Source organism: Arthrobacter silvisoli (genome assembly GCF_003369445.1).
GTDB lineage: Bacteria > Actinomycetota > Actinomycetes > Actinomycetales > Micrococcaceae > Arthrobacter > Arthrobacter silvisoli.
This window is the reverse complement of record NZ_QRCU01000059.1, coordinates 40,366-66,668: the sequence shown is the minus strand read 5'-3', so window position 1 is coordinate 66,668 and position 26,303 is coordinate 40,366. Positions and strand designations below refer to the sequence as shown.

Below are 26,303 nucleotides of genomic sequence, written 5' to 3'. Positions count from 1 at the left end.
AGAGCTGCGGGGTCGCGGGAACGCTCCACCGACCCCGCAGCTCTCCCACGGCCCGGGGACCACCACGGGCCTTCACCAGGGCTAGCCGTAGCCCCGGCGATTAATGACAGCAAAGTTCAAACTTTTGCCACTTTCTTGACGAAAGGTGTTGCCAAGATCACATCTACACGCTTTGATTAGTACTGCCCGGCGATTGAAGCGCATAGATTTTGCACACAAGGAGGTGGAGCTTGACCGCCAACCACGCTGCAGAAGGAACCCTCGGAGTCGGCATTCTCGGCGCCGGCCCCGTTACCCAGGCAATCCACCTGCCATCACTCGCCCGCCTCGGCGATCTCCTGACCGTCCGCCACATCATGGACGTCGACGCCGCCGTGGCTGGGTCCGTCGCCGCTCGCGTCGGCGCCACCTACAGCACCAGCATCGAAGCACTCCTGGGAGACCCCGAGGTTGACGTTGTCGCCATCTGCAGCCCGCACCAGTTCCACGCGGAACAGGTCATCGCCGCGTGCCGGGCCGGCAAGAAGGCCGTGCTCTGCGAAAAGCCGTTCGCCTGGAACGCGGATGAAGCCGCGCAGATCTCGGCGGTCAGCCGGGAAACGGGCGTGCCGATCATCGTCGGCGCCATGCACACCTTCGATCCGGGCTGGTTGGCTGCCGTTGCCAACTGGGGCGAGCTCCCCGAAACCGCACACACCATCCGCTCCTCCATTGTCCTGCCGCCCAATGCCCGCTTCGAGGACTTCGCCACGGAGATCATCACCCGCCCGGCCGCCGGCACTCCCGACTACTCGGACGCCGAGGTCATCATGGCCATGCTGCGCGGGGGCATCATGGGGCTGGCCATCCATGACCTTCCCCTGGTCCGCCGCTTCACCCCGGACTTCGCCGAGGTGGAAGTGCTTGAGGCCCGCATCGTCCGCCCGTTCGGCTACGTCATTTCGCTCCGCACGCCAACGCGGACCATCGAGTTGCGGGCGGCCATGAACAACACGTGGAAGCCGGAATGGAGCTTCGAAGCCTTCTCCGACGACGCCGCGCTCCGGATCGACTTCACACCTTCCTACGTCCAGGCAGGTTCGGCCACCGCGACTTTCAGCCGCGCCGGAGAAACAACTGTGCACGGCCCGTTCGCCCACAACGGCTACGAGGGCGAGTGGCGGGAAGTGGCCGCCCTCGCAACAGGAACCAAGCAGCCGCCCTCGGCGCAGACCCTGATTGACGACCTCACGTTTGCACTGGACATCGCCGAAGCCACCGTGGCCTGCCGTTACGCGGATCAAAACCTCCAGCAGGCCGCCCGCGAAGGAGCTCACGCATGAGCCCGCAGTACACCATCCACGCGACGCCGGAAGCCCGGGAAGCGGGGGCTGTCGACTTGGCCGTCGCGTCCCTTCCTGCGTCGTTCGGCCCAGCAGAGGCCGGGTCCGCAGCCGTCGTCCGCGTCATCGCGGGACTGCCGGGCTGGCCGCAGGAGGCGGTCAAGGCGATCGACGGCGGCGCCCGCGGCATCGTCGTGGTGAACCCGGCAGCGGAAAGCGTCGGTAACCTCCTGGAGGCTGTGGAAGCCAGCGGCAGCGCCATCGTCCTCGACGAGCGCTGGGCCTCCCACCCGGCCGTCGCAGGCGCCGAGGACGCAGTCCGCACCATGGCCGGACGTGCCGCCCTGCTCGACTCAGTCGCCACGGCTCCGGCGGGCACAGGCTCCGGTGAGTTGCTCGCCGAGCACCTTGCCGCCGTCGTGCGCTTGACCGGGAGTCTGGAAAACCTTCGTGTCGTGTCCAGCGGGACGCACGGCTACACGGTGTCCGGGCGGCTCGCCAACGGTGCGCCGGTGGCGCTGCAGGGCGTCCTGAGCAGGGCACGTCCCGCCGGCGTCAGCATCAGCATGTTGACCGACGACGGCGGGGTCAGCGTCGCGCTTCCCGAACCCTTGGCAGCGTGGCCGGCAACGGTCAAGGTCACCGGCCCGCAGGGCGAGATCCTCTTGCCGACACTGTACGAATCTGCACACCGCGCCACGTGGCGCCGGCTCAAGGAACACCTCGACGCCGGTACCGCGCCTTCCGATCTTGCCGGGTTCGCCCGGCTGACGGCGCAACTCGCTCAGCTCGGCTGAGCTCCTGCTCCCATCCCCACGAATCGCATCACCTCAACCAACAGCCCTCAACGGGCCGGACCGACCCTGCGCTGTAGCAATCGGTCCCGAAAGGAGAAGAACATGAATGCAATGACGGAACGGAACCGTCCCTTTTCCCGTCGCGGTTTCCTCGGCCTGACCGCCGCGGCCGCCTCGGTGCCGCTGCTGGCCGCCTGCGGGGGCGGCTCGGCGTCCAAGACCGGAGGCGGTGACGCCATCAAGTTCTGGGACATGCCGTGGGGCACGCCGGCCTACAACGATGCCGCCAAGAAGATCACCGAAGGCTATGCACCCAGCGGATCGAGCCTGAAGGCCAGCTACCAGACCATCCAGTGGAACAACTTCTACCAGACCTTCTCCTCGGCCATCGCGTCCAAGACCGGCCCCGCGGTTTCCACCGGTGGCGGTTTCCAGGCGTTCCAGTTCGAACAGCAGGGTGCCATCGCCTACGCGGACAAGGTCATCGACGCCCTCAGGAAGAACGGCCAGTTCGACGATTTCCTGCCCGGCGTCATTGACCCCTTCAAGTCGGACAAGGGCTACATCGCCGTCCCGTGGCAGCTGGACATGCGCGTCAACTGGTACCGCAAGTCCCTGTTCGACAAGGCCGGCGTCGCGGTCCCCACGGATTGGAACGGGCTCTTGGAGGCCGGCAAAGCACTGAAGAAGATCGGCTCGGTGGGCTTCATGACCGGCGCCGGAGCCGGCAACTTCCTCGGCAACCACGCCGTCATCCAGATGATGGTCAACAACGGCGGCGGCGTCTGGGACGAAAACGGCCAGGTCGACGTCATGAACGAGCGCAACGTGGAGGCGATCGAGTTCATGTACGAGCTCTACTCCAACGGAATCATCGACCCGGCCGGGGTCAGCTACAACCAGGACAACCACGATGCCCAGTGGAAAAACAAGAGCAAGGCAGCGTACGGCCCCCACGTCTTCGGCCTCACCAATCGCGTCGGCGACACCAGCGGCGACCTCCTTGTGGCCGACCCGATTGCCGGTCCGCACGGCGACAAGGCCACCCTGGTGTTCCCGAACAACATCATGATGTACAAAAACACTCCCAACCAGGAGGCTTCCGAGGCCTTCCTTGTCTACTACCTCGGCAAGCTCAAGGACCTCTGGCAGCAGAAGCTCATGAACGCCCTGCCCGTCTTCAAGTCCATCACCGAGATCCCCGAGTTCACCGCGGACGCCAACAACGTCAAGATCGTCAAGGACTGGCAGCCCATTGCCAAGACGTTCGCGTCCCGCAGCACCAAGCTCACCGCGAACACCGCCGTGCTCGACGGCGGCCAGGCCCTGACGCAGTTCGCCCAGACTGTCCTGACCGGCAAGGGCGATGCCAAGACCGCGCTGAAGGCCTTTGAATCCGGCCTCAAGCAGGTCGTGAAGTCCTGACGCGGAAGGCACTGCGATGACTACCGTAAATTCGGGTCTTGCCCGGGCCCGCCGCGGGGTGGCCCCCGGCGGTTCGGGCCGCCCGTCACCAGGCCGTCCAAGCCTGAACCGCGCGAGCAAGCTGCACGGCCAGACCAGCCGGACCTATTTCTGGCTGATCCTGCCCTCCGTGCTGCTCCTCCTGCTGATCAACGGCTACCCGCTGATCTATGCCGGGGTCCAGGCCACCCACGATGGGTCCCTTATCGACGCCGGCAACTTCGTCGGCGTCGACAACTTCACCTCGGTCCTGGGCTCTGAAGCGTTCTGGAAGGCCGTCCAGTTCACCATCGTCTTCACGATCGTGGGCGTCTTCGGCTCCTGGTCCGTAGGCCTCGGCCTGGCCCTGCTGCTGAGGACCCGCATCCCGGCCGGCGGACTGTTCAAGGTGCTGCTCCTGCTCCCCTGGGTGGTGCCGATCGTTGTCTCCTCCACCGCCTGGAACTGGCTCGTGGCCTCCCCGGACAGCCCGACGAACAAGGTGTTCACGGCCCTCGGCCTGGAAACCCCGCTGTTCCTGGCCGATCCGACCCTGGCCGCCATCACCGTGTGCCTGTTCAAGGTCTGGGTCAGCTTCCCGTTCATGATGATGATGAGCGCCGGCGCCCTGACCTCCGTGGACAACACCGTCTACGAAGCAGCCAGCATGGACGGCGCCAGCCGCTGGCAGCAGTTCACCGGCATCACCCTGCCGCTGACCGCCCGCTCCACCTACATCTCGTGGATCCTCATGACGATCTTCTGCGTCAACGACTTCCCCACCATCTACCTGCTCACCGGCGGCGGACCCGTCGACGCCACCACCTCGCTGGTGGTCTACGCCTACCGCAAGGTCTTCCAGGACTTCCAGACCGGGCCCGGCGTCGCTGTCGCGTTCCTCATGACCATCACGCTCGTGATCGTCTCAGCCCTCCTCTACCGCCAGATCCGAAAGTCGAGCGTCGAATGAGCACCGTCCTGCACACCCACGCGGCACCCCCGGTCGGTGCCGGCCAGTTCCCCGCGAACGGACGCAAGCGCCGTCCGGTCTCCGAAGCAGGGATGCGCGGCCGCTGGTGGCGGTTCGCGCTCATCCTGGCGGTCACCGCCGTCGTGCTGGTCCCGATCGGCGCCGTCGTGGTCCTCTCGATCCTGCCCGCCTCCGCGAGCTCGACGACGGGCCTGACCCTGGAGAACTTCAGCGGCGTCTTCGAGAAAACACTCGCTTCGGCCTGGCTCGGCAACAGCCTCGTGGTGACCCTGGCGACGGTGGCCGTCTCCGTCGCCGTCGCGGCCCCCGCCGGGTACGTCCTCTCGCGCGGCAAATCGAAGGCCGTTTCCGGTTATTCGCTGCTGCTGTTCGTCATGCAGTCGCTGCCCATCATCACCTCCGTGGTGCCGCTCTTCATCCTGTTCGCGAACCTCGGGCTGGTGGACAACCTGCTGGGCATCACGATCGTCTACGTCGCCTCGACCATGTCCGTGGCCACCTGGATGATGGCCGCCTACTTCGACTCCATCCCGGTCAGCCTCAAGGAAGCATCGTGGATCGACGGGTGCTCCGTGTTCGGCTCGTTCCTCAAGGTAGTGCTGCGCAACAGCCTCCCGGGCGTGCTCTCCACGGCGATCTTCGCCTTCCTGCTCGCCTGGAACGACTACCTGGTGGCCATCGTCTTCCTCCGCTCCAACGAGATCTTCACCCTGCCGGTGGGCGTTCAGTCCTTCTTCCAGCAGAACGCCACCGACTGGGGTTCCGTCATGGCCCTTGCCGTGGTCATGATGATTCCACCGATCTTCGTCTTCGCGGCCCTCAACAAGTACTTCAGCGTCGGCGGCATCGGCGGCTCCCTCGCCGGCCGCTGACCTGGACGAACAACCTGAAAACCACACCTGGCCTCCTGGCCGGGACAGACAAGAAGAGAGAAACAAATGAGTCTTTCGGTCCAGCTCTACTCCGTCCGCGATGCGGTGGAAGCCGACCTGAACGGCACCCTTGAGCGCCTCGCCGGGATCGGCCTCACCCAGGTGGAGCCCTACAACTTCGCCGCCACGGTCGACGCCCTCGAGGAGGGTCTCAAGGCGGCCGGCCTCAGCGCGCCTACCGGCCACGCCCCCCTCCTGTCTTCGGACCAGGACGAGATCTTCACCGCCGCCAAGCGGCTGGGCATCGGCACTGTGATCGATCCCTTCACGCTGCCCGAGGAATGGCAGACGGCAGAAAGCGTCCGTTCCATCGCCGAGCGGGTTAACGCCGCCGCGAAGAAGGGGGCTGAGTACGGCCTCCGCGTGGGCTACCACAACCATTACTGGGAGGTGGCCTCCACCATCAACGGCGTGACAGCGTTGGAGTTCTTCGCCGGGCTGCTCGACCCCGGGGTCGTCCTCGAGGTGGACACCTACTGGGTGGCTGCCGGCGGCAAGGACCCGGTCGAGTACCTGAAGAAGTTCGGCGACCGGGTGGTGGCCATCCACGTCAAGGACGGCCCCATCACCCAGTTCCCGGGCGACCGCTTCGACGTCGAGGAGCTGGGCAAGGTCACCGCCACCCAGCGTCCGGCCGGCGAGGGCGAACTGGACATCCGGAGCATCATCAAGGCACCGTCCGCGCTCGAAGTCGGAGTCATCGAATTCGACGCCTACGGTGGCGACATCTTCGAAGGCATCGCGGCGTCCTTTGCCTACCTGACGGCCGGCGACACCGCCGTCGACGCCGCAGACACCGAGGCGGCCGCCAAATGAACACCGGCAAGGTCGGCGTCGCCCTTATCGGCGCCGGAAACATCAGCACCCAATACCTGGACAACCTGACGAAGTTCCCGGACCTCAAGGTCATCGCCATTACGGACATGTTCCCCGAGGCCGCCAAGGCCCGCGCGGAGGAGTACGGCGTGGAGCTGCACGGCACGCCGGAACTCGCCTTGGAGCACCCCGACGTCGAGATCATCGTCAACCTGACCATCCCGGCGGCCCACGCGGAGGTCGGCCGGCAGGCCATCCGCGCCGGCAAGCACGTGTGGAGCGAAAAGCCCGTGGCCCTGGACCGCGGGAGCGGCCGGCAGCTGCTGGCCGAAGCCGAAGCCGCCGGGCTGCGCGTCGGCTGCGCACCGGACACCTTCCTGGGCGCGGGACTGCAGACTGCGATCCGGGCGATCCAGCGCGGCGATATCGGCCGCCCGCTGTCCGCCCAGACCGTGATGCAGTACCCGGGACCGGACCTGTGGCACCCGAACCCGTCGTTCCTGTTCCAGGAGGGCGCAGGGCCGCTCTTCGACATGGGCCCGTACTACGTCACCGCCCTGGTCCAGGCGTTCGGCAGTGCCCGCCGCGTCGCCGCCATGGGCTCCAAGGCCTGGGAGGTCCGCAAGGTCCACACCGGCCCCAAGGAAGGCGAGGAATTCCAGGTCGAGGTGCCCACGCATGTGAGTGCACTGATCCAGTTCGAGGAAGGTGCCACCTCACACAGCACCTTCAGTTTCCAGTCGGCCTACATGAATTTCGGCTACGTGGAGATCTCCGGCACCGAAGGCAGCCTGCTGGTGCCGGACCCGAACAACTTCGACGGCGAACTCAAGATCATCCGCCCCGGCGAGGAGGACTGGACGGTCGTTCCGACCACCGGCCCGGCCAACGGACGGGGCATGGGCGTGCTGGACATGGCCCGTTCGATCCGTGCCGGGGTGCCGCACCGCGCCACGGGAGAGCTTGCGTTCCACGTCCTGGACACGATGATCGCTATCTCGGAGTCCATCGACTCAGGCATGTTCGTCGACGTCGCCAGTTCCGCACCGTCGTCGGCTCCCCTCCCCGAGGACTGGGCACCGGAAAGCGCCACCCTTGACGCGCCGTCGTCGGCTCCCCTCCCCGAGGACCGGGCGCCGGAAAGCGCCACCCTTTAGGAACCGCCGGTCCCGGCCGCCGAGCAGTCATTGCCCGTCGGCCGGGACGCCGCGTTCAGCACCTAAAGACTAAGGAAGGACCCTCGTGATCCGCACCCTGCAAACCGGCCAGCGCAGCGAGGTGTGGATCGCGTCAGTGACCGGCGAATCGACGCTGCTGTACAGTACCGGCCACGTCCTGCTTGAAGCACCCAACTGGACCCTGGACGGGTCTGCGCTGGTGCTCAACGGTGACGGGAAGCTGTGGCGTTTGGACACTGCCTCCGGCGATCTCGCCCGGATCCCGCTCAGCGGCATCCCAGAGCTGAACAACGACCACGTCCTGGCCCCCGACGGTGAAACCATCTTCCTGTCAGCCAACGACGGCCACATCTACCGGGCCCCGTTGTCCGGCGGGACGGCCAAACGCATCACCAAGGACGACGGCTCCTTCCATTTCCTGCACGGCGTGAGCCCTGACGGGAGGGAACTTGCGTACGTCGGGATCGCGGGCGGAGACTTCGCCCGGCCCGGCCGCCTGCTGACCATAGCCTCCGACGGCGGGGCTGCCGCCACCGTCGACGTCGGATCCGGCCACTGCGACGGCCCGGAGTACTCGCCGGACGGCGAGTGGCTCTACCTGAACACCGAATCGTTCAGCACGAACCGGGGGCATGCCCAGCTGGCCCGGATCCGGGTTGACGGGACCGGATTCGGACGGCTCCTCGAAAGCGACACGGTGGACTGGTTCCCGCACCTCTCCCCCGACGGCCGCCTGGCCAGCTACATCCGGTTCCCCGCCGGAACCCAGGGCCACCCCGCGGACCTGCCGGTCGCCGTCGTACTTGTCTCCACGGATGACTGGAAGACCCCGCTGCACACATGGCCGCTGTTCGGCGGCCAAGGTACGCTCAACGTCAACAGCTGGTCGCCCGGCTCGGAGCGCTTCGCGTTCGTGGCCTACCCGATCGCTACCCAAACAGAGGACTGAACACGTGTCGCTTTCTGATGGAAGAATCCGCTGGGGAATCCTTGGAACGGGTTTCATCGCAGGCCTGCAAACCCAGGACCTCCTTGAGAACGGCTTCACGGTGCAGGCCGTGGGGTCGCGTTCCCTGGACTCGGGCAAGGCCTTCGCCGGACAGCACGGTGTGCCGAACGCCCACGGCAGCTACGAGGAGCTCGTCGCCGACCCGGACGTTGATGTCATTTACGTTGCCACGCCGCACCCCATGCACCACGCGAATGCCGTGCTGGCCCTCAACGCCGGAAAGCACGTGCTGGTGGAGAAGTCGTTCACGATGAATGCCCGCGAGGCGCAGGAGATTGTCGACCTGGCCGCGTCCAAGGGGCTGGTGGCGCTGGAGGCCATGTGGACCCGGTTCCTGCCGCACATGGTCCGCCTCCGCGAAATCATCGAGTCGGGCACCATCGGCCAGGTCCGGAAAGTAGTGGCCTGCCACAACCAGAGCCTGCCCAAGGACCCGGCCCACCGGCTGAACGACCCCGCGCTGGGCGGCGGCGCCCTTCTGGACCTTGGCATCTACCCCATGTCCTTCGCGTTCGACATCCTTGGCACCCCGTCCCGGATCCACGCGAGCGCCTCAATGACTGCCACAGGCGTGGACCGCCAGACTGCCGCAATATTTGAGTACGACGGCGGTGCGCAGGCTTTGGTGGACTGCGAACTGGATGCGGCGAGCGCCAACCGGGCCCTCGTGATCGGGACCGAGGGCTGGATCGATGTCGAGCACACCTGGTACAACCCCGTGCCCTTCACGGTGTTTGCCGTGGACGGCAGCGTGGTGGAACGCTTCGAGCAGCCTGTGAAGAGCCGCGGCATGCAGTTCCAGGCGGCCGAACTGGAGCGGCTGGTCACAGCCGGCGAAACGGCAGGCACTATCCTGCCGCCGGAGGAAACTGTCGCGATCATGGCCGCCATGGATGAAATCCGGCGCCAGATCGGGCTGAGCTACGCCGCGGACGTGGCATGACGGGCTCCGGAGCCACGGCCGACCAAGAGGAGTAGATCCGCCGGAAGTCCGCCCCGCTCCTGCCCTTTGAGCACGGCACCCGGCGCGTAGGGGTGGCTTAGATCCACTTGTTGTGCTTGAACGTCCAATACAGCACCAGGCCCATGCCGACCATCAGGCCCAACGCCATGGGGTAGCCCCAAAGCCAGTCGAGCTCGGGCATGACGCGGAAGTTCATGCCGTAGATGGTGCCAACCAGGGTCGGTGCGAAGAGGATCGCCGCCCAGGACGAGATGCGCTTGACCTGCTCGTTCTGGGCGAAGCTCGATTCGGTGAGGCGTCGCATCTCGTCGTTCTGGCGCTGGGCCACCACGGTGGCGCTGACCATGAGGGCGTTCTGCAGCAGGGCGCGGAAGGAGTTGATCCGTTCGGCCAGGCGCAGGGCGTGGTCCAGGACGTCCCGGAGCGGATCCACGAGTTCCGGGGCGAGGGAATGGTCCGGGGTGCCCGCGGCGAGGGTCTGCAGGATTCCCGTGAGCGGCCCCGTGGCGCGTTGGAACATGATGACCTGGCGGGACAGCTCGTAGATCCGCCGGGACACTTCGGGGTCGCCGCCGAAAAGGCCGTCCTCGATTTCGTCGATATCGTTTTCCAGCCCCGCCGCCACGGGTTCGTACTCATCCACCACCTGGTCCAGGATGGCGTACAGCACGGCATCGGGGCCAAGCGCGAGGAACTCCGGCTGTGATTCCATGCGCTGGCGCACTTTGTGGAGGTCCGGCGATTCCGCATGGCGCACCGTGATCACGAAGTCCGGGCCGATGCAGATATGGATCTCACCGAAGTCCACCTTCTCTTCGGCGTCGAGGTAGCGGGCGGGACGCAGCACCACGAAAAGGATCTCGCTGTAATAGTCCAGTTTCGCCCGCTGATGGCCGGTGAGGGCGTCTTCGACGGCGAGCGCGCTGAGGCCGAATTCGCCGGCCACCGAACGGAGCTCCTCGGCGTCCGGCCGGTACAGGCCGATCCACGCCATGCCTTCGCGCTGGCGCAGCAGGAAGTAGGTCTCGTCGAGTCCTTCCGGATCCGCTGTCCGGCGGCCATCAACGTAGACGGCGTTGTCGACAATCGTCACGGCCGGGCCTCCTTCATTGGGTGGGCACCTCTTGGCTGAGACGCTATCCCCTCCCGGTCGCGGTGCCAACAGGCCGCGCTGGGCCATTCAGCGTGCGTGAGCGGAGCGCTGTGTGAGCAACGCGACTGCACATGTCGGAATGCCGTGCCGGCCGCGGCGGTTACCGCCTTCATGAAGATTGAGATCTGGTCCGATGTCGCGTGCCCGTGGTGCTACATCGGCAAGCGCCGCTTTGAGTCCGCCCTCGCCGCGTTCCCGCACCGTGATTCCGTGGAGGTGCAGTGGCGCAGCTACCAGCTGGACCCCAGCATCCCGGAGCACTACGACGGCACTGAACTGGACTACCTCAGCAAGCGCAAGGGCATGGCCCCGGAGCAGGTCAGCCGGATGTTCGGGCACGTGGCAGAACAGGCCAAGGAAGAAGGCTTGAACTACCGGTTCGACGCGGTCGTGGTGGCCAACAGCTTCACCGCCCACCGCCTCATCCACCTCGCCGCCGCGCACGGAAAGCAGGACGCCGCCAAGGAACGCCTGCTCAGCGACCACTTCGAGCACGGCAAGGACATCGGCAACCAGGGCTACCTCACCGACCTCGGCTCGGAACTGGGCCTGCCTGCCAGTGAAATCGCCGAACTCTTCGAGGGCGACAAGTACGCCGAGGACGTCCGCCGCGACATCGCCGAGGCCCAGGCCATCGGCGTGACGGGCGTGCCGTTCTTCGTGATCGACCGCAAGTACGGCCTCTCCGGCGCCCAGCCGGCCGAGGTCTTCACCCAGGCACTGAACCAGGCGTGGCAGGAAGCGAACCCGTTGGTCGCCGTCGGCAGCTCCGACGCCGAGGCCTGCGGCCCGGACGGCTGCGCCATCTAGCCTCCTGCGGGCGCGAACGTAGACTTGGGGCCCCAAATCCGCTGGCGGTTTCGGGCCCCAACTGTACGTCCGCGCTCCCGGCACGGGAGAAAAGCGGAAGTTTGCTGACAGATCCCTGTAAAGTGTCTCTATGCCCAGGATCACCGCCGCAAGCAACGCGGCACAGCGCGCCGAGACCCAACGCCGGATCCTGACGGCCTTCGGGGAACTCCTCTTCACGCACGGCCTGCCCGGGCTGACCATGACCGACGTCGCCCGGCATGCCGGGGTGGGGCGCACCGCCGTCTACAACTACTACGCCGACATGGAGCAGCTCCTGATCGCGTACGCCCTGGACGAGACCGAGCGCTTCCTCGGGGACCTGCGCTCGTCGCTCGCGGAGCTGGACAATCCCGTGGACCGGCTCGCGCTCTACGTCCGCGCCCAGGTGGAAGACCTCAGCCGCCGGCACCTGCCGCCCGGCCCGGCCATGGCCGCCGTGCTCTCCCCCGGCTCGTTCGCCAAGCTCGCCGACCACGTCAGCGAGCTGAACCTGCTGCTCGAGGACATCCTGCGCGACGGCGTCGCAGCCGGTTACCTGCCCGAAGCCGACGTTCCGCAGCTCGCCCGGCTCATCCATGGCACGCTCTCCTCCAGCGCGGCACGCTCGGGCACACAGCCCGGCAGCGCCACCGGCGACGGCGGGCACACCTTTGAGGACCGGCTCGGGCAGACCGTCCGGTTCATCCAGCTCGGCGCGGGCGCCCGCTTCGACGACGACGGCACGCCGCTGCGCCTGAAGTAGCGCTGCGCCTGAAGTAGCCCCTAGCGTGCCGCGGACGGCGGCACCGGCTGCACGGCGTCGTCGGCGACCCGGCGGGTCTCCCTCGGGCAGCTGAGTTTCCCCGGCGTCTGGTCCACCAGGCCCGGCTTCACGAGTTCCTTGAACCCGGGAGCAAGCACCAGGTCCACGGACGCGTCCGAGCGGTCGTCCCGGTAGTAATCCGTTCCTGCGACGTTGCGCTGGATGTTGAACGCCGCGGCCTGGCCGGCGGACCCCGAGATGACCTGGGCGGAACCGCTGTAGCGGGTCTGCGCGTTGTCCACCTTGCCCACCTTGTACCCGCGGGCCTTCAACTGGTCCGCGATGCTCTTGGCCAGGCCGGTGCGGCCGGTGGCGTTGTAGACGTGGACGGTCACTTTGCTGTTCGGGAGGTAGTGGTAGCTCGTGGTGGGGCACGTGGCCTGCGGGGTCTTGCTGGCGACGGCATCGGGGAACTTCACCACCCCGCTCATCACCGCCCAGGCGCCGACGATGCCGGCAATGATCAGCCCGAGCAGCACGGTGAGGATGACCCCGTGGAACAGCCGGCGGCGGAAGCGTCCGGGATGCCCGGGGTCCGGCTCTTCGGAGAAGGTGGCGCGCAGCTCAGAACCGGTGACCACGTGGTGGCCGTGCAGGCGGGTGAGGTCCTTTGGCTTCCTAGCCATCTATGACCAGTACCCGGGCGTGGATTGCGGTGCGCTGGTGCAGGGCCGTGCGGACGGCCCGGTGGAGCCCGTCCTCGAGATACATGACCCCCTGGTACTGCACGACGTGCGGGAACAGGTCGCCGAAGAAGGTCGAGTCTTCAGCCAGCAGGGCCTCGAGATCCAGCGTGCGTTTGGTGGTGACGAGCTCGTCGAGCCGCACGGGGCGAGGGGGCAGCGAGGCCCAGTCCTTGGGCGTCGAAAAACCATGGTCGGGGTACGGGCGTCCCTCGCCCACGGCTTTGAAGATCACGTTGCAAGCCTAAATAACGACGGCGGCCAATGAAACTTTCGCGTCCCCGTGCCTGCCGCTTTGTGGCCAAACGGTGACCATCGCCGCCGCTGTCCCGTCACACCGCAGCATCCGGGCGGCGGCTGCGACAAAATAGAGCTATGACTGTTCCCCACACCGGCACTGGACACAGCTCCGGCACCACCCACCCGGCAACCCCGGCCCTCGCGCTGCTTCTCGACGTCGACGGCCCGGTGGCAAGCCCGGTCACCCGTGAAGTGAAGCCGGGCATCATCGCCGATCTGGTGGCGCTGGCCGCGGCAGGAATCCCTATCATCTTCAACACCGGCCGTTCCGATGCCTTCATCCGCGAGCAGGTCATGGAGCCGATGATCGCCGCCGGGATGCCCGCCGACACCGTGGTCCACGCGATCTGCGAAAAGGGCGCCGTGTGGTTCAGCTACACGTCCGCGGGCGCCGGCCCCGTGCACGTCGACCACGAGCTCGCGGTGCCGAAGGCCTACGGGGATGACATCCGCCGCATGGTGGCCGAGGACTACTCGGCCCACATGTTCTTCGACGAGACGAAGAGGGCCATGGTGTCCGTGGAACAGCACGTGGACGTCCCCAGCGAGGACTACTTGGCCGAGCAGAAGCTGTTCGACGCCGACGCCCTGGAACTCCTGGGCCGGCATGGCCTCTCCGCCGCGATCCTGGACCACCACTCGCCGCAGTCAGACGACACCGGGGACTACCGCCTGGATCCCACCATCATCTCCACGGACATCGAATCCGTGCGCCTCGGCAAGGACCTGGGCGCCAGCCGGGCCGTGGAACTGCTGGCAGCCCAGGGCATCACCCCGCAGGCGTGGCGCACCGTGGGCGATTCCCGCACCGACTACGCCATGGCTGACTGGCTCCACCACAACGACCACGAGGTCCAGCACTTGGACGTCCGCCCCGCGGACGGCGTCCCCGCCAAACCGTACAGTATCCTGACCGCAGTGGACCTCGGCCTTGGCGATGACGTCATCCACGACGACGCCGGCGGAGCCTTCCTGCGCAGGTGGCGCCAGGAGCACGCCGGCTGAGTCCGGGCCCTCCCGATTTCCCATCAACCAAAAGCTCGGAGTACTCCATTACAGAAATGAACCAGCACGTCAGCTATTTCGGTAGTCCCGCCGCGGAGGACGAGGCTGTTGTTCCCGAGCCCACGTCCCCGGCGCTCGTTGCGCGCCTGAAGAACCGGCCCGACGTCGTCCGCCACCGAGGGCGGTACGCCCTGCTGAACCATGACCGGACGCCGCAGCAAGCCATGGTGGAAGATCTCCTGTTTATCCGTGCGGTGTTGGATTCCGCGGGCTTGGATTTCATCCTGGTCCGAGGCAATGACCACCGGCCTGTGATCGCCGTCGACTGGCGGGTGCGCAAGAAGCTGCGTGCTGCACTGGCGGCGGCCTGCCGGAACGAACCGTTCTATGCCATGGCGGTTGATGCCCGCAAGAAGTCCACGCTGCTGGTGGCCGACGGCGAGCTCTCGACGAACCGCAAGGCCCGGATCTTCCGGCTCTTCCGGCCGCGGGTGGTGCCCGAGGGCGGACTGAGTTACGGACCATCGTTCGGGGTCCAGCTGGAACTCTGGGAGTTCGACGGCGAGCAGCTCATCCTCCCGGTGGAAAACTCGCTGACCCGCCGCACCATGCTGCGCCAGGACGCCGTACGGGGCACCGTTGAGCGGCACGGACTGAGCTGGCCGACCATCGAGAACATGTTCGCGGACCATGCATCGGACATCGACTTCGACGTCGACATCGTCTTTTCCTGGGTGGACGGCAACGACCCCGAATACGTGGCGGCCCGCCGCGCCCGAATGAAGGGTGCCGTGCTGGGTGAAGGGGACGCGCATGAGGCCCGTTTCCGGCAGATCAACGAGCTCAAGTACGCTCTGCGCTCGGTCTACATGTACGCGCCGTGGGTCCGGCGGATCTTCATTGCCACCGATTCCCCGGTCCCCGAGTGGCTCGCGGAGCATCCCCGTGTGAAGGTAGTGCGCAGCGTGGAGTTCTTCAGCGATCCCTCGGTGCTGCCCACGTACAACTCCCAGGCCGTGGAATGCCAGTTGCACCACATCGAGGGCCTCTCTGAGCATTTCCTGTACTCCAACGACGACATGTTCTTCGGCAGGCCCGTAGGCCCTGACATGTTCTTCACCCCAGGAGGAATCACGAAGTTCATCGAGGCCGAAACGCGGATCGGCCTGGGCGAAAACGATGCCGAACGCAGCGGATTCGAGAACGCGGCCCGCGTGAACCGGAAGCTGCTGTGGGAGCGCTTCGGCAGGGTGACCACCCGCCACCTGGAGCACGCTGCGGCACCGCTGCGGCGCAGCGTCGCAGCCCGGATGGAGCAGGAGTTCCCCGCCGAATTCGCCAAGACCGCCGCAAGCACTTTCCGTGCCGCGGACAACATCTCGGTGACCAACTCCTTTTACCACTACTACTCGCTCCTCACCGGGCGCGCGGTGACCCAGACTGCGGCCAAGGTCAAGTACGTGGACACCACTATGTGGTCCGGGCTCCATTACCTGCCCACGCTGCTCGCCAAGCGGAACATGGACTTCTTCTGCCTCAATGACGGCAGTTTCCCGGAGGTGGCCGCGGAGAAACGGGCCAAGCTGGTGACGGGCTTCCTGGAGGACTACTTCCCCATCAAGGCGCCCTGGGAGAAGTGAGGGACTTTGGCACGCCGGCGCTCCGGAATCCTGATTCCGGCCGCTGCCAGCCGCCGTCGGCTTTCCCCGGGGCTGACGTACTCACCCACCGTGCGCGAACTGCCGAGCGGGACCACGGAGTGCACAATCGTGTCCTCGTAGACATGAACCAGGTTGAAGCCCTGCGCCCCGTCGCGGCCGCGCGTGCCGCCTTGGGCGACGTTGAGGTCCTGGGTGTAGCAAGTGGCCGAGGCCACCGAGACCGGGATGCCGGCGAACATGGCGCTGCTTGAATAGTGGAGATGCCCGCCCAGGATGGTACGGACATCTGAATTGCGGACGACGGCGGCGAGCTCGCTTTGGCCGCGCAGCTCCACCAGGACCGCCAAGTCCAGCACGCTTGGCACAGGCGGGTGGTGCAGGGCGAGGATCGTGCCATCCGGTGCCGGCGTGGCCAGTTCCCGGGCGAGCCAGTCAAGTTGCCGGAGGCTAAGCTCACCGTGGTGGAAACCGGGCACAGTGGTGTCCAGCGTGATGATACGCAGGCCGTTGACGAAGTAACTGTGATCCACCGGAGCGTCGTTCGCGTCCTGGTCGAAGAGGCCCGCGCGGAAGTTGGCGCGGTCGTCGTGGTTGCCCATGGCCCAGATGACCCGGGCTCCCATGTCCCGGCAGGCTGGCTCCACGATTCCGCGGAGCTTGGCATAGGCCAGGGGTTCGCCCTGATCCGCGAGGTCGCCGGTGAAAATCACGGCGTCGGGTCGGATTCCCGAGGCACGGATCTCGGAGAAGGCGTGCCTCAGCCGTGCTTCGCTGTCAACCGCTCCGTATAAGGGTTCCGGACCGCCCAGCAGATGGGGATCGCTCAGGTGCAGAAGGACGTGTCCCGGCCGGGGATGTTCGGCCTCTATGAACTCCATGGTTGCCTTCGGTCCATGAGGAGGCGGCGCCTCCAGTGTCAGCCCCCCATATAAGACAATCGAAGCAGAATTTTGGGAAACAGAGGATGACCCACACCCGGATTATTGGAAAAAACTTAAGGTAATTCCGGCGGAACGGCCGGCTAGAAGAGTCCGTTACCGTGCGGCAGCACCTCCGGAATCCCGGCCACGACATCCCAGTGCTCCACGATCTTCCCGCCGTCCACCCGGAAAAGGTCATAGAACGCCGTCGGTTTGCCGCCCAGCAACCCCTCGGACTGGGTCAGGACAAACTCGCCTTCGGCCACCGAACGATGCACCGTTCCGTACTCCACCGTGATGCCCTGCTCAGCCCAGGCCTTGAGGGCCGCGGCGAGCCCGTCCAGCCCGTCCGGCACGGACGGGTTGTGCTGGTGGTACTGCTCTGGACTGATGAACTCGCCGATCCGTTCGACCTGCCCGCCTTTGAGCACGGCCTCAACGAAGCCCAGGACGACGGCGCGGCTTGCCTCGGTCTGTTCGGGCGCAGTGACCTCCACCGGGCCGTCCACCTGGCTGCGGCCGCTGGCCGTCTCGGCCACGGCGGGCTGGAGTGCGTCCCAGTGCTCGGCAAGTTTTCCGTCGGCGACCCGGAACACATCAAAGGCGACCAGCGGAACCGGACCGAAACCGTGGTAGATGCCATGCATGGCGACCACATCGCCGTCGGCGAACATGCGGACCGGCTCGTACCGGAAGTCCGGGGGCACATTCCTGACAAGTTCGCGCAGCGCCTCCGGACCGTCACCGGCCATGGCACTGTGCTGGCGGTAGTCGGCCGCCCACCAGCGGTCGATCGCGCTGGTGTCCCGGTCAATGAATAGCTCGCTGCCGGCCCTCTGCACCAGATCCTTGTTGTTCATCGCCTGCGTCCTCCCTGGGTTCCGCGCGGGCGGCCGCCCGCGCGGTCAAGCCCAGTGTGTTCCCGGGAGGGAGCGATGTCGAGACTGCCCGAGGAGGCGGCGAGGCGTCAGGCGAGGGCTTCTTCGAGCGCTTCAATCAGTTCCGCGGCATCGGGCTCGACGGCGGACGGGAAGCGGGCGAGCACCTCACCGTCGCGGCCGACCAGGAACTTCTCGAAGTTCCACTTCACCTTCTGAAGTTCCGCGCCGTCCGCGGGGCGGGTGAGCTCGGTGTACAGCGGGTGCTGCTGCTTGCCGAGCACGTTGCTCTTGCTCATCAGCGGGAAAGTGACTCCGAAGTTGCGCTGGCAGAACTCGGCGATTTCGGCGTCGCTGCCCTGCTCCTGGCCGCCGAACTGGTTGCAGGGCACGCCGAGGATCTCGAGGCCTTGGTCGCGGTACTTTCCATACAGTTCCTCCAGCCGCGCATACTGTTTCGTGTAGCCGCACGCGGAAGCCACGTTGACCACCAGCACGGCCTTGCCGGCGAAGCGCCCGAAGTCCCCTTCCGAGCCGTCGTTGAAGGTAAGCGGGATGGAGTGGAGCGAGGGCATGCAACTTCCTTAGCACTGGGTGGAGCCGGGATTCGGCACGGCGAAGACGCGCGCAGCACCGGGGTCCGAGTCTAATGCGTGGGAAGGATACGGCCGAAAACAGCGTCGCTCCGGGAGCCCGCTCAGGGGGCTGGAGCCGTCGTTTCCGGAACCGTTTCAGACGGAGAGGGGCCCACCTCGAGCGTGGTGGTACCCGGCAGCGGGCTCGTGGGCACGGTGGTCCCGGTCAGTGTCGGAGCTGGCAGTGTCGGGGCTGGCACGGCTGGGTCGGGCACGATCGGGTCGGGCACGGGAACCGTGGTCTGTGTCGGGGTGACCGTCGGCGTCGGTGCCGGGGCCGCCGTCGCAGTCGCAGCGGTACCGGTCGGCGTCGGTGTAGGTGTCGGGGTGACCGTCGGCGTCGGCGTCGGTGTCGCCGTCGCAGGGGTACCGGTCGGTGTCGGTGTCGCAGTACCGGTCGGTGTAGCAGTACCGCTCGCCGTCGCGGTGGCGCTTGGCGAGTGGCTCGCCGTCGGACTCTGCGTCGCCGTAGCCGTCGCCGTAGGTGTCGGTGTCGGCACCACGCGGGCCTCCTGCTCGCCGCCGATGACTTCCCGTTCAGGCGCCGCGGCCACCGGAACGGCCCAGGCAGGCGCCTCCGCCTCCGTGGTTCCAGAGCCCGGGGCGAAGCTGACCATCGGGATGTTGTCGAGCGGGTCGGACTGCCTGATCGGAATGAGGGTCCACGCCGAGGGATCGGTGTGCACGCCGTTGACGATCGTCTCGAAATGCAAGTGGCATCCGGTCGAGGATCCTGTGGTGCCGACCTTGGCGATAACCTGCCCCACCTTGACCGACTGGCCCTTCTTGACCCCGATCCCCTGCAGGTGGTTGTAGGTGGTGATGAGGCCGTTTCCGTGGTCGATTTCCACCCGGTTTCCACCGCCCCACAGGTGCCAGCCGACGGCGCGGACCACGCCGGCATCGGCGGCGTAAACGCGCGTACCGCAGGCCGCCGCAAAATCCTGGCCCCAGTGGAACTCACCGGGCCGTCCGCTCAGCGGGTCAATACGGAGGCCAAAAGGGGAGGTGGGCACGAGGTGCTCGAGCGGAGCGTAGAGCTTGCCCTTGGCCGGCCTGTCCAGGTCCCGGGACGCAACATTGAGGTGGCGCTTGCCGCTTTTCGCAACAGTATCCACCGTGGAGCGTTCATAGGAGAGGATCGCTTCGGCGCCGGCTGTCGGGGTGGCCGGCCCTGTGTCGTCGAGCAGGTACGGTCCCACCATGCCGCTTGCAGCAGGTTCGGCCTGGGACGATGCCACGGGTAGAGGGCCCTGGGCTCCAAAGACCAGCAACATCAGGACTCCGAAAAGGCTCCAGAACAACGATCGTCCGAAAGCCTTGGACCGCACCAGGACGAACACCTGGCCGGCTTCGTGGTGTTTACCCACTTGCACTCCCCATAACGCAGCGCCCTCCTAGCCCGGACGCACACGCCTATTGTGACGTCACGGGAAGGGAAAAGGAACCCCTGCGGGGAGCGCTCCGCTCAGCTGAGGTTTTCCTTCAGCACAGCACGATGCTCGACGGCGGCCTGCTTGTGGAGTGCGCGGCCGGCGTCGGTCAGTTCGAGGAACAGGGAGCGGCGGTCGTCAGCGCAGGAATGGCGGGCCAGGAGCCCTGCCCTTTCGAGCCGGTCCACCACTTTGGACACGGCGCTTTGCGTCATGGGAGTGCGCTCCCCCAGCGCCTTCATACGGCACGCGGTCTCGGAACTCTCCGCCACGAGGTCCAGGATTTCGAACTCATTGAGGCCGATATCGAACTTCGCCTCGAGCGCCCGGTCGATCGCACAGGAGGTGCGGAAATAGGCGTCCTGGATGCTGCGCCATTGCTCAACCAACTGGCGGTCTGTCGTTGCCATGCCCTCGATTCTAGTTCACGCGGGGTTTAAATGCCACGTCATAATATTCCCCGTCATATTCCTTGTCATTGAATGACGTGTCATATAGCTTGATGGCATGACTTCGACGAACACCCTCGAAAGATCTGCCGACAAACTCCAAGACGCCGTCCGCTGGACCCGCGCCCAATGGCTCCTGCTGATGGTGGTGTGCACCGTCCTCGCCCTCGACGGCCTGGACGTTTCCATGGTGGGCGTCGCCCTTCCCTCCATCGGCCACGAGCTGGGACTGGGCACCGATTCCCTGCAGTGGATCGTGTCCGCGTACGTCCTTGGCTACGGAAGCCTGCTGCTCCTGGGCGGCCGCCTCGCCGACCTCCTCGGCCGGCGCCGGATCTTCCTGATCGCCCTCAGCGTGTTCGCCGCCGCCTCCCTGCTGGGCGGCCTCGTGAACGACCCCACCGTCCTGATCGCCACCCGCTTCGTCAAGGGACTGGCGGCCGCCTTCACGGCTCCCACCGGCTTCTCCATCATCACCACCAACTTCGCGGAAGGCCGCGAACGCAACAAGGCACTGTCCATCTTCACCACCTTCGGGGCGAGCGGTTTCTCGCTCGGCCTGGTGGTCGGCGGCCTCATGACCAGCCTCAGCTGGCGCTGGACGTTCCTCGTCTCGGTGCCGATCGCCGTCGCCGTCGTCCTCCTTGGCCTGCGATACATCCCGAAGGACAGGCCGACGTCGGAAAACAGCGGGCACGACATCTGGGGCGCGGTGACTCTCGCCCTGGGCATGCTCGGACTGGTCTACACCTTGGTTTCGGCTCCGGAAAAGGGCTGGGGATCTGTGGCAACAATCGCCGGGTTCGCAGTCTCCGCCGCGGTGCTGGCGGCGTTCGCCGTGATCGAGAACAAGGTCAGGCATCCGCTGATCCGCTTCGGCATCCTGCGCGAAGGCTGGGTAGCCAAGGCCAATCTGAGCGCGATCGGCCTGTTCGGTTCCTACCTGAGTTTCCAGTTCATCGTCACCCTGTTCCTGCAGTCGGTGCTGGGCTGGTCGCCGCTGGGCATGGCCCTGGCCCTGCTCCCCGCAGGCCTGATCGTGGCCACGAGCGCGCCGTTCGCGGACCGTCTGATCGAAAGGTTCGGAGCCACCACGCTGATCCTCACCGGCCTGGTGTCCCTGGGCCTTGGCTACGTGCTGTTCCTCCGGGTGGGAACCACCCCCAACTACGTGCTGGACATCCTGCCTTCGATGATCCTGCTGGGCATCGGCTTCGCCTTGGCGTTCCCGTCGATCAACGTGCAGGCCACCGCGGGGATCCGCGACTCCGAACAGGGCCTGGCCGCCGGCCTGATCCAGACCAGCACCCAGGTAGGGGCGGCCCTGGTGCTCGCTGTCACCACGGCGATCGTCAGCGGCCACGGCCACGGAACGGGCACCGCGAGCGCGGCCGCCATGCTGGAGCAGTACCGTCCGGGACTGATCCTGAGTGCCGCCGTCGCGATCGCCGCGCTGCTGGTGGCAGCATCCCCGGGACGCCGACGCCGGGCGCTCACCGAGCAGCCGGCAGCCTGACGGGCAGTCAATGACGGAGGCGGCCGTGACATGGAAATGCCACGGCCGCCTTTGCGTTCGGCCTTCTTTGCCATGGGGCCGCCCCCCGGCACAAAATGAATGATGGCCAGCTTCATCCGGAAATGGCGGGGCGAGCTGCGGACAACCTTCACCGGCGATCCGCAGGCGATCCCTGACTGGGTGCTGGAACTCGCCAACGGAAACGACCCCGGCTACCACCGTCCTGGCTCGGCCGTGTGGGCGGTGCACGGCTCCATGGCCACGATCATCTCCGGCATCCGGGTCCTGCTGACCCAGTCCCTGCATCCCGGCGCTCTCGCGGGAGTCTACGACCACTCCGCGTTCCGGGAGGACCCATTGGGCCGGCTGGCCGGTACCATCCGGTGGATTTTCACGGTGAGCTACGGTTCCGAGGCTGCGGCCCGGGAGGCCACGGCACAGGTGCGCAAGGTCCACCGCTTCGTGCACGGCACCTACATCGACAACCAGGGCAGGCCCCGCAGCTACTCCGCACTCGATCCGGAATTGCTCGGCTGGGTGCACGCCACCTACGCCGACACCTTCGTTTCCGTCCATCGCATCTGGGGCGGCCCCATCCCCGGCGGCGCCGATGCCTACGTGCGGGAATGGGCGCAGGCCGGGCGGCTGATGGGCGTCATCAACCCCCCGGAGACTGTGGCCGAGGTCGCCGAGGAAATGGACCGCTGGTATGCCTCGGGCGAACTGCGTGCCGATGCCCGGCTCCGGGAAACCGTGGAGTTCATCCGCAACCCTCCGCTCGCACCATCCCTGCGTTCGGGGTACCGCATCCTCTTCAACGCCGCCGTCGGAAGCCTGGACCCGCGCTTTCGCGAGTTGCTCGGCCTGCGGAAGCCTCACCTCGGACCGATCCCGCTGCCCACGGTGCTGCCCGCGCGGCTGGTGCTCGCCGTCGTCCGCCTCGGCCTGGGACGGCAGAGTTCCAGCGAAAAGGCGGCCCGGGCAAGGCTCCTGCGCCTGGGGATAGCCTAGGCGCCTTGAACGCGAAGCCCGGCGCCACGATTCCGTGACGCCGGGCTTCTTCTTGCTGCGGGTGACGCTAGATCAGCCCATCCGAAAGGTGGTTCGGAGTTCCGAAGCGGTGCGCCGTGATGCTGACGGCCTGCTCGTGCAGGAAGGGCAGCATCTCGATGCGGCCCGCCGGGGTGACCTGGCCGTGGTAGACGGCGACGTCGGGCCGGCCACCGGTGGCGGCGGCAAGGGCGGCGTAGTCCCCGCCGATCAGGCGGATGCGTCCGCCGTTGATCCTGGCCGCCGATGCCAGCCAGTCGGCGTCGCTCTCGATCCGGGAGCTGATGCCCGCTCCGGCGAAGGCTGCCACGACCGCGTCGGGCAGCCCGACGGCAGAGGACACCGTGACGGCCGAGCCGGCCACCACGCCGGCTGCGACAACGCGCAGCAGTTCGGCGAGCGGTGCGCCTTCGGACAGGCGGACGGTCACCGGGAAGGCCCGGTAACGGAAGACGTTGCGTTCCGCGCTCAGCCCGGAGACGTCCTTGGCGGTGCCGAACTCCCCGGCCCAGGCTGCGGCGTCGCTGTACAGGGCCTGCTGCAGGGTATCGGCCTCGTCAGCGCTGACGGTGGTCTTGGCTGCGGCGAGGATGGCCGCGGCCGGGCCGGTGAGGGTGGCTCCCGGCTTGGCGGCGGGCTCGGCGGGAACCCAGCTGCCCAGGCCCATCAGGTAGTTCGGGCCGCCTGCCTTGGTACCCGCGCCGACCGCCGACTTCTTCCAGCCGCCGAAGGGCTGGCGCTGCACGATCGCACCGGTGATGCCGCGGTTGACGTACAGGTTTCCGGCCTGGATGGTCTCCAGCCAGGTGCCCATCTCTTCGGTATCCAGCGAGTGCAGGCCGGCGGTGAGGCCGTATTCGATCTCGTTCTGGATGGCGATGGCTTCCTCAAGGGTGGCCGCGGTCATCACACCGAGCACCGGTCCGAAGAACTCGGTGAGGTGGAAGTAGGAGCCGCGCTTGACCCCGTAGCGGATGCCCGGGGACCACAGCCGGCCGGTTTCATCCAGCTTCTCCGGCTTCACGGCCCAGCTTTCGCCCTCGCCGAGGGTAGTCAGGGCATGCAGCAGCTTGCCCTTGGCCGGTTCGATGATCGGGCCCATCTGGGTGGTGGCCTGCTCCGGGTAACCGACCTGCAGGGAGCGGGCGGCATCCAGGAGCTGGTTGCGGAAGCGGGTGGAGGTGGCCACGGAGCCCACCAGGATCACCAGCGAGGCAGCCGAGCACTTCTGGCCGGCGTGGCCGAATGCGGACTGCACTACGTCCTTGGCGGCGAGGTCCAAGTCGGCGTGCGGTGTGACGATGATGGCGTTCTTTCCGGAAGTTTCGGCCAGCAGCGGCAGGTCCTTGCGGAAGGAGCGGAACAGTTCGGCGGTTTCGTAGCCGCCGGTGAGGATCACGCGATCCACATCCGGGTGGGAGACCAGCTGGGTGCCGAGTTCCCGCTCCTCGAGCTGGACCAGGGCCAGCACTTCGCGCGGCACGCCGGCCTCCCACAGGGCATCCACCATGACGGAACCGGAGCGGCGGGCCTGCTTTGCGGGCTTGATGACGACGGCGGAGCCGGCGGCGAGTGCCGCAAGGGTGGAGCCGGCGGGGATGGCGACCGGAAAGTTCCACGGCGGGGTCACCACGGTGAGCTTCGCCGGGACGAAGGTGGCGCCGTCGACCGTTTCCAGGTCCTTGGCACGCTCGGCGTAGTAGTGCGCGAAGTCGACAGCTTCGCTGACTTCCGGGTCGCCCTGTTCGATGGTCTTGCCGGTTTCGGAAGCCATGACCTCCAGCAGTTCGGCGCGGCGGGCGTCCAGGATGTCGCCGGCGCGGTGCAGGATGGCGGCGCGCTCGGCGGCGGGCAGGGCACCCCAGGTTTTTCCGGCGTCGACGGCGGTGGCGATGATGCGGTCCAGCCCTTCGGCCGTGGCGACCTTGGTGGCTTCGACGACGTCGTTGCCGGCGGTGGAGCCCGGGATGCGCTCGAGAATGGCGCGGCCCCAGGCACGGTTGGCCGGGAGTGCGGGATCGGTGTCCGGAGTGTTGACGAAGCCCTGGCGCGGCGCCGGAACCGGAGCCTTGGAGCGGTCCTGGGTGCGGTTCGGGGCCGGAACGGAATCGTCCAGCTCCGCGAGGGAGGCGAAGAAGCGCTGCTTTTCGCGCTCGAAGAGGGTTTCGTTTTCGCTGAGCTCGAAGACGGCGGACATGAAGTTGTCCTGGCTGGCGCCTTCTTCGAGGCGGCGGATCAGGTAGGCGATGGCGACGTCGAACTCGCCCGGGTGCACCACCGGGGTGTAGAGGAGCAGGCTGCCGACGTCCTTGCGGACCGCGGTCGCCTGGCCGGTGGCCATGCCGAGGAGCATTTCGAATTCGATTCCCTGCGTGACCCCGCGTTCCTTGGCGAGCAGCCAGGAGAAGGCGACGTCGAAGAGGTTGTGGCCCGCAACGCCGATCCGGACGGCGTCGATGCGCTCCGGAGTGAGGGCGTAGTTGAGGACGCGCTTGTAGTTGGTGTCCGAGCCCTGCTTGGTGCCCCAGGTGGCCAGCGGCCAGCCCTGGATGGAAGCCTGGACCTGTTCCATGGGCAGGTTGGCGCCCTTGACGACGCGGACCTTGATGGGGGCGCCGCCGGTGGCGCGGCGTGTGGCGGCCCATTCCTGGAGGTCCTGCATGGCGGCCAGGGCGTCCGGCAGGTAGGCCTGGAGCACAATGCCGGCTTCGAGGTCCTTGAACTCGGGCTTGTCCAGGATCTTCTTGAACACAGCCATGGTGAGGCTGAGGTCCTTATATTCCTCCATGTCCAGGTTGATGAACTTGGGCTTGGGGAAGGACGCGGCCAGGCGGTACAGCGGGGTGAGCTTCTCCACCACGTGGTCCACGGCTTCGTCGAAGGCCCAAAGCGGGTGCGGGGCCACGGTGGAGGATTCCTTGATGGAGACGTAGTCGACGTCGTCACGCGCCAGCAGCTTGAGGGTGCCCTCGAGGCGCCGATCGGCTTCGTGCTCGCCCAGCACGGCTTCGCCGAGCAGGTTGATGTTCAGGTGGACGCCGTCCTTCTTGATCTTGGCGATCGCCGGGCCGAGCTTGGCGTCGGTGGCGTCCACGATCAGGTGGCCGACCATGTCCCGCAGGACCTTGCGGGCGATCGGGATGACCACCTGCGGCAGGACCGGGGCCATGACGCCGCCGGTGCGCACGGCGGCGCGCATGTACCAGGGAAGGAAGGCCGGGACCTTCGGGGCGAGCTTGGCCAGATTGCGGCCGGCGACGGAGAGGTCTTCGGGGCGGATGACGCCGTCGACGAATCCAACAGTGAAGTCAAGGCCGTTGGGATCCTTCAGGACTCCGGCCAGTCGCTGGGCCGAGATGTCGACGGGAATCTTCGAGGCTTCGGTAAGCCAGTGGCGGACCAAGGCGGTGGCTTCGTTGCCGAGTTCCTGGAAGTGTCCGGCGTCCGGAAGGCCATGGTTTCCGGCGGCGCGGGATTCCCGGGTTGGTGTGCTCATGCGCGTTTTTCCTTAGGG

At 66.7% G+C, this 26,303-nt stretch carries 24 protein-coding genes; 15 read left to right on the top strand and 9 right to left on the bottom strand.

Annotated elements, in window-relative coordinates; translation table 11 throughout:
• The first annotated feature begins 230 nt into the window (after positions 1–230).
• From DWV11_RS13660 to DWV11_RS13620, 9 genes are all read left to right on the top strand, one after another.
• The gene (locus DWV11_RS13660) at positions 231–1,322 is read left to right on the top strand and encodes a Gfo/Idh/MocA family protein (RefSeq protein WP_115789466.1); all 1,092 of its coding nucleotides are present in this window, start codon (positions 231–233) and stop codon (positions 1,320–1,322) included.
• Entirely contained in the window at positions 1,319–2,119 is an 801-nt protein-coding gene (locus tag DWV11_RS13655; RefSeq protein ID WP_115789465.1) for a hypothetical protein, read from the top strand. Before DWV11_RS13660 ends, DWV11_RS13655 begins: the two co-directional genes overlap by 4 nt.
• Before the next feature lie 102 nt (positions 2,120–2,221).
• Positions 2,222–3,544: an ABC transporter substrate-binding protein gene (locus DWV11_RS13650; RefSeq protein WP_115789464.1), complete on the top strand. Its 1,323-nt coding sequence runs from the start codon at positions 2,222–2,224 to the stop codon at positions 3,542–3,544.
• Positions 3,545–3,560: 16 nt separating this feature from the next.
• On the top strand, positions 3,561–4,532 hold the full coding sequence (locus DWV11_RS13645) for a carbohydrate ABC transporter permease (RefSeq protein WP_115789463.1): 972 nt from the start codon (positions 3,561–3,563) through the stop codon (positions 4,530–4,532).
• On the top strand, positions 4,529–5,425 hold the full coding sequence (locus DWV11_RS13640; protein ID WP_115789462.1) for a carbohydrate ABC transporter permease: 897 nt from the start codon (positions 4,529–4,531) through the stop codon (positions 5,423–5,425). Before DWV11_RS13645 ends, DWV11_RS13640 begins: the two co-directional genes overlap by 4 nt.
• A 66-nt stretch (positions 5,426–5,491) precedes the next feature.
• Positions 5,492–6,301 carry a sugar phosphate isomerase/epimerase family protein gene (locus tag DWV11_RS13635; protein ID WP_115789461.1) on the top strand — a complete coding sequence of 270 codons (810 nt, stop codon included), beginning with the start codon at positions 5,492–5,494 and terminating at the stop codon, positions 6,299–6,301.
• Positions 6,298–7,458 (top strand): Gfo/Idh/MocA family protein, encoded by a 1,161-nt coding sequence (locus tag DWV11_RS13630; RefSeq protein WP_115789460.1) that lies wholly within the window; start codon positions 6,298–6,300, stop codon positions 7,456–7,458. The genes DWV11_RS13635 and DWV11_RS13630 overlap by 4 nt, the downstream gene beginning before the upstream one ends.
• A gap of 85 nt (positions 7,459–7,543) precedes the next feature.
• A complete protein-coding gene (locus tag DWV11_RS13625) occupies positions 7,544–8,428 on the top strand; it encodes a TolB family protein (protein ID WP_115789459.1) in 885 nt (294 codons plus the stop codon).
• A gap of 4 nt (positions 8,429–8,432) precedes the next feature.
• Entirely contained in the window at positions 8,433–9,431 is a 999-nt protein-coding gene (locus tag DWV11_RS13620) for a Gfo/Idh/MocA family protein (protein WP_115789458.1), read from the top strand.
• Positions 9,432–9,528: 97 nt separating this feature from the next.
• Here DWV11_RS13620 and DWV11_RS13615 read toward each other — a convergent pair whose 3' ends face one another.
• A complete protein-coding gene (locus tag DWV11_RS13615) occupies positions 9,529–10,545 on the bottom strand; it encodes a magnesium and cobalt transport protein CorA (RefSeq protein WP_115789457.1) in 1,017 nt (338 codons plus the stop codon).
• A gap of 171 nt (positions 10,546–10,716) precedes the next feature.
• On the opposite strand from DWV11_RS13615, the gene DWV11_RS13610 reads away from it, so the two are divergent.
• Together DWV11_RS13610 and DWV11_RS13605 are read left to right on the top strand one after the other, a co-directional pair.
• Complete coding sequence (locus tag DWV11_RS13610; protein WP_115789593.1) at positions 10,717–11,415, top strand: DsbA family oxidoreductase; 699 nt, start codon at positions 10,717–10,719, stop codon at positions 11,413–11,415.
• Between the two features lie 130 nt (positions 11,416–11,545).
• Positions 11,546–12,199 carry a TetR/AcrR family transcriptional regulator gene (locus tag DWV11_RS13605; protein WP_115789456.1) on the top strand — a complete coding sequence of 218 codons (654 nt, stop codon included), beginning with the start codon at positions 11,546–11,548 and terminating at the stop codon, positions 12,197–12,199.
• 20 nt (positions 12,200–12,219) lie between these two features.
• Here DWV11_RS13605 and DWV11_RS13600 read toward each other — a convergent pair whose 3' ends face one another.
• Both DWV11_RS13600 and DWV11_RS13595 read right to left on the bottom strand, forming a co-directional pair.
• Positions 12,220–12,885, bottom strand: coding sequence for a LytR C-terminal domain-containing protein (locus DWV11_RS13600; protein ID WP_115789455.1), 666 nt, complete (start codon positions 12,883–12,885; stop codon positions 12,220–12,222).
• Positions 12,878–13,177 carry a type II toxin-antitoxin system VapB family antitoxin gene (locus DWV11_RS13595; protein WP_074590616.1) on the bottom strand — a complete coding sequence of 100 codons (300 nt, stop codon included), beginning with the start codon at positions 13,175–13,177 and terminating at the stop codon, positions 12,878–12,880. Before DWV11_RS13595 ends, DWV11_RS13600 begins: the two co-directional genes overlap by 8 nt.
• Before the next feature lie 140 nt (positions 13,178–13,317).
• Here DWV11_RS13595 and DWV11_RS13590 point away from each other — a divergent pair, with 140 nt between their 5' ends.
• Positions 13,318–14,247 carry a Cof-type HAD-IIB family hydrolase gene (locus DWV11_RS13590; RefSeq protein WP_115789454.1) on the top strand — a complete coding sequence of 310 codons (930 nt, stop codon included), beginning with the start codon at positions 13,318–13,320 and terminating at the stop codon, positions 14,245–14,247.
• A 56-nt stretch (positions 14,248–14,303) separates the two neighbouring features.
• Complete coding sequence (locus DWV11_RS13585; protein WP_168404701.1) at positions 14,304–15,887, top strand: stealth family protein; 1,584 nt, start codon at positions 14,304–14,306, stop codon at positions 15,885–15,887.
• On the opposite strand, the gene DWV11_RS13580 is transcribed toward DWV11_RS13585, so the two are convergent.
• The 5 genes from DWV11_RS13580 to DWV11_RS13560 form a co-directional block, all read right to left on the bottom strand.
• On the bottom strand, positions 15,854–16,786 hold the full coding sequence (locus DWV11_RS13580) for a phosphodiesterase (RefSeq protein ID WP_115789453.1): 933 nt from the start codon (positions 16,784–16,786) through the stop codon (positions 15,854–15,856). The two genes, DWV11_RS13585 and DWV11_RS13580, sit on opposite strands and share 34 nt — an antisense overlap.
• Positions 16,787–16,929: 143 nt before the next feature.
• Positions 16,930–17,688, bottom strand: a complete 759-nt coding sequence (locus DWV11_RS13575; protein ID WP_115789452.1) for a nuclear transport factor 2 family protein — start codon at positions 17,686–17,688, stop codon at positions 16,930–16,932.
• Positions 17,689–17,795: 107 nt separating this feature from the next.
• Positions 17,796–18,281, bottom strand: coding sequence for a glutathione peroxidase (locus DWV11_RS13570; protein ID WP_115789451.1), 486 nt, complete (start codon positions 18,279–18,281; stop codon positions 17,796–17,798).
• Between the two features lie 122 nt (positions 18,282–18,403).
• A complete protein-coding gene (locus tag DWV11_RS20490; RefSeq protein WP_115789450.1) occupies positions 18,404–19,711 on the bottom strand; it encodes a M23 family metallopeptidase in 1,308 nt (435 codons plus the stop codon).
• 98 nt (positions 19,712–19,809) lie between these two features.
• Positions 19,810–20,184, bottom strand: a complete 375-nt coding sequence (locus tag DWV11_RS13560) for a MarR family winged helix-turn-helix transcriptional regulator (RefSeq protein WP_115789449.1) — start codon at positions 20,182–20,184, stop codon at positions 19,810–19,812.
• A 97-nt stretch (positions 20,185–20,281) separates the two neighbouring features.
• On the opposite strand from DWV11_RS13560, the gene DWV11_RS13555 reads away from it, so the two are divergent.
• On the top strand, positions 20,282–21,739 hold the full coding sequence (locus tag DWV11_RS13555; RefSeq protein WP_115789448.1) for an MFS transporter: 1,458 nt from the start codon (positions 20,282–20,284) through the stop codon (positions 21,737–21,739).
• Positions 21,740–21,841: 102 nt separating this feature from the next.
• Positions 21,842–22,750, top strand: a complete 909-nt coding sequence (locus DWV11_RS13550; protein ID WP_115789447.1) for an oxygenase MpaB family protein — start codon at positions 21,842–21,844, stop codon at positions 22,748–22,750.
• Positions 22,751–22,817: 67 nt separating this feature from the next.
• On the opposite strand, the gene DWV11_RS13545 is transcribed toward DWV11_RS13550, so the two are convergent.
• Positions 22,818–26,285, bottom strand: a complete 3,468-nt coding sequence (locus tag DWV11_RS13545) for a proline dehydrogenase family protein (RefSeq protein ID WP_115789446.1) — start codon at positions 26,283–26,285, stop codon at positions 22,818–22,820.
• Positions 26,286–26,303 lie beyond the last annotated feature (18 nt).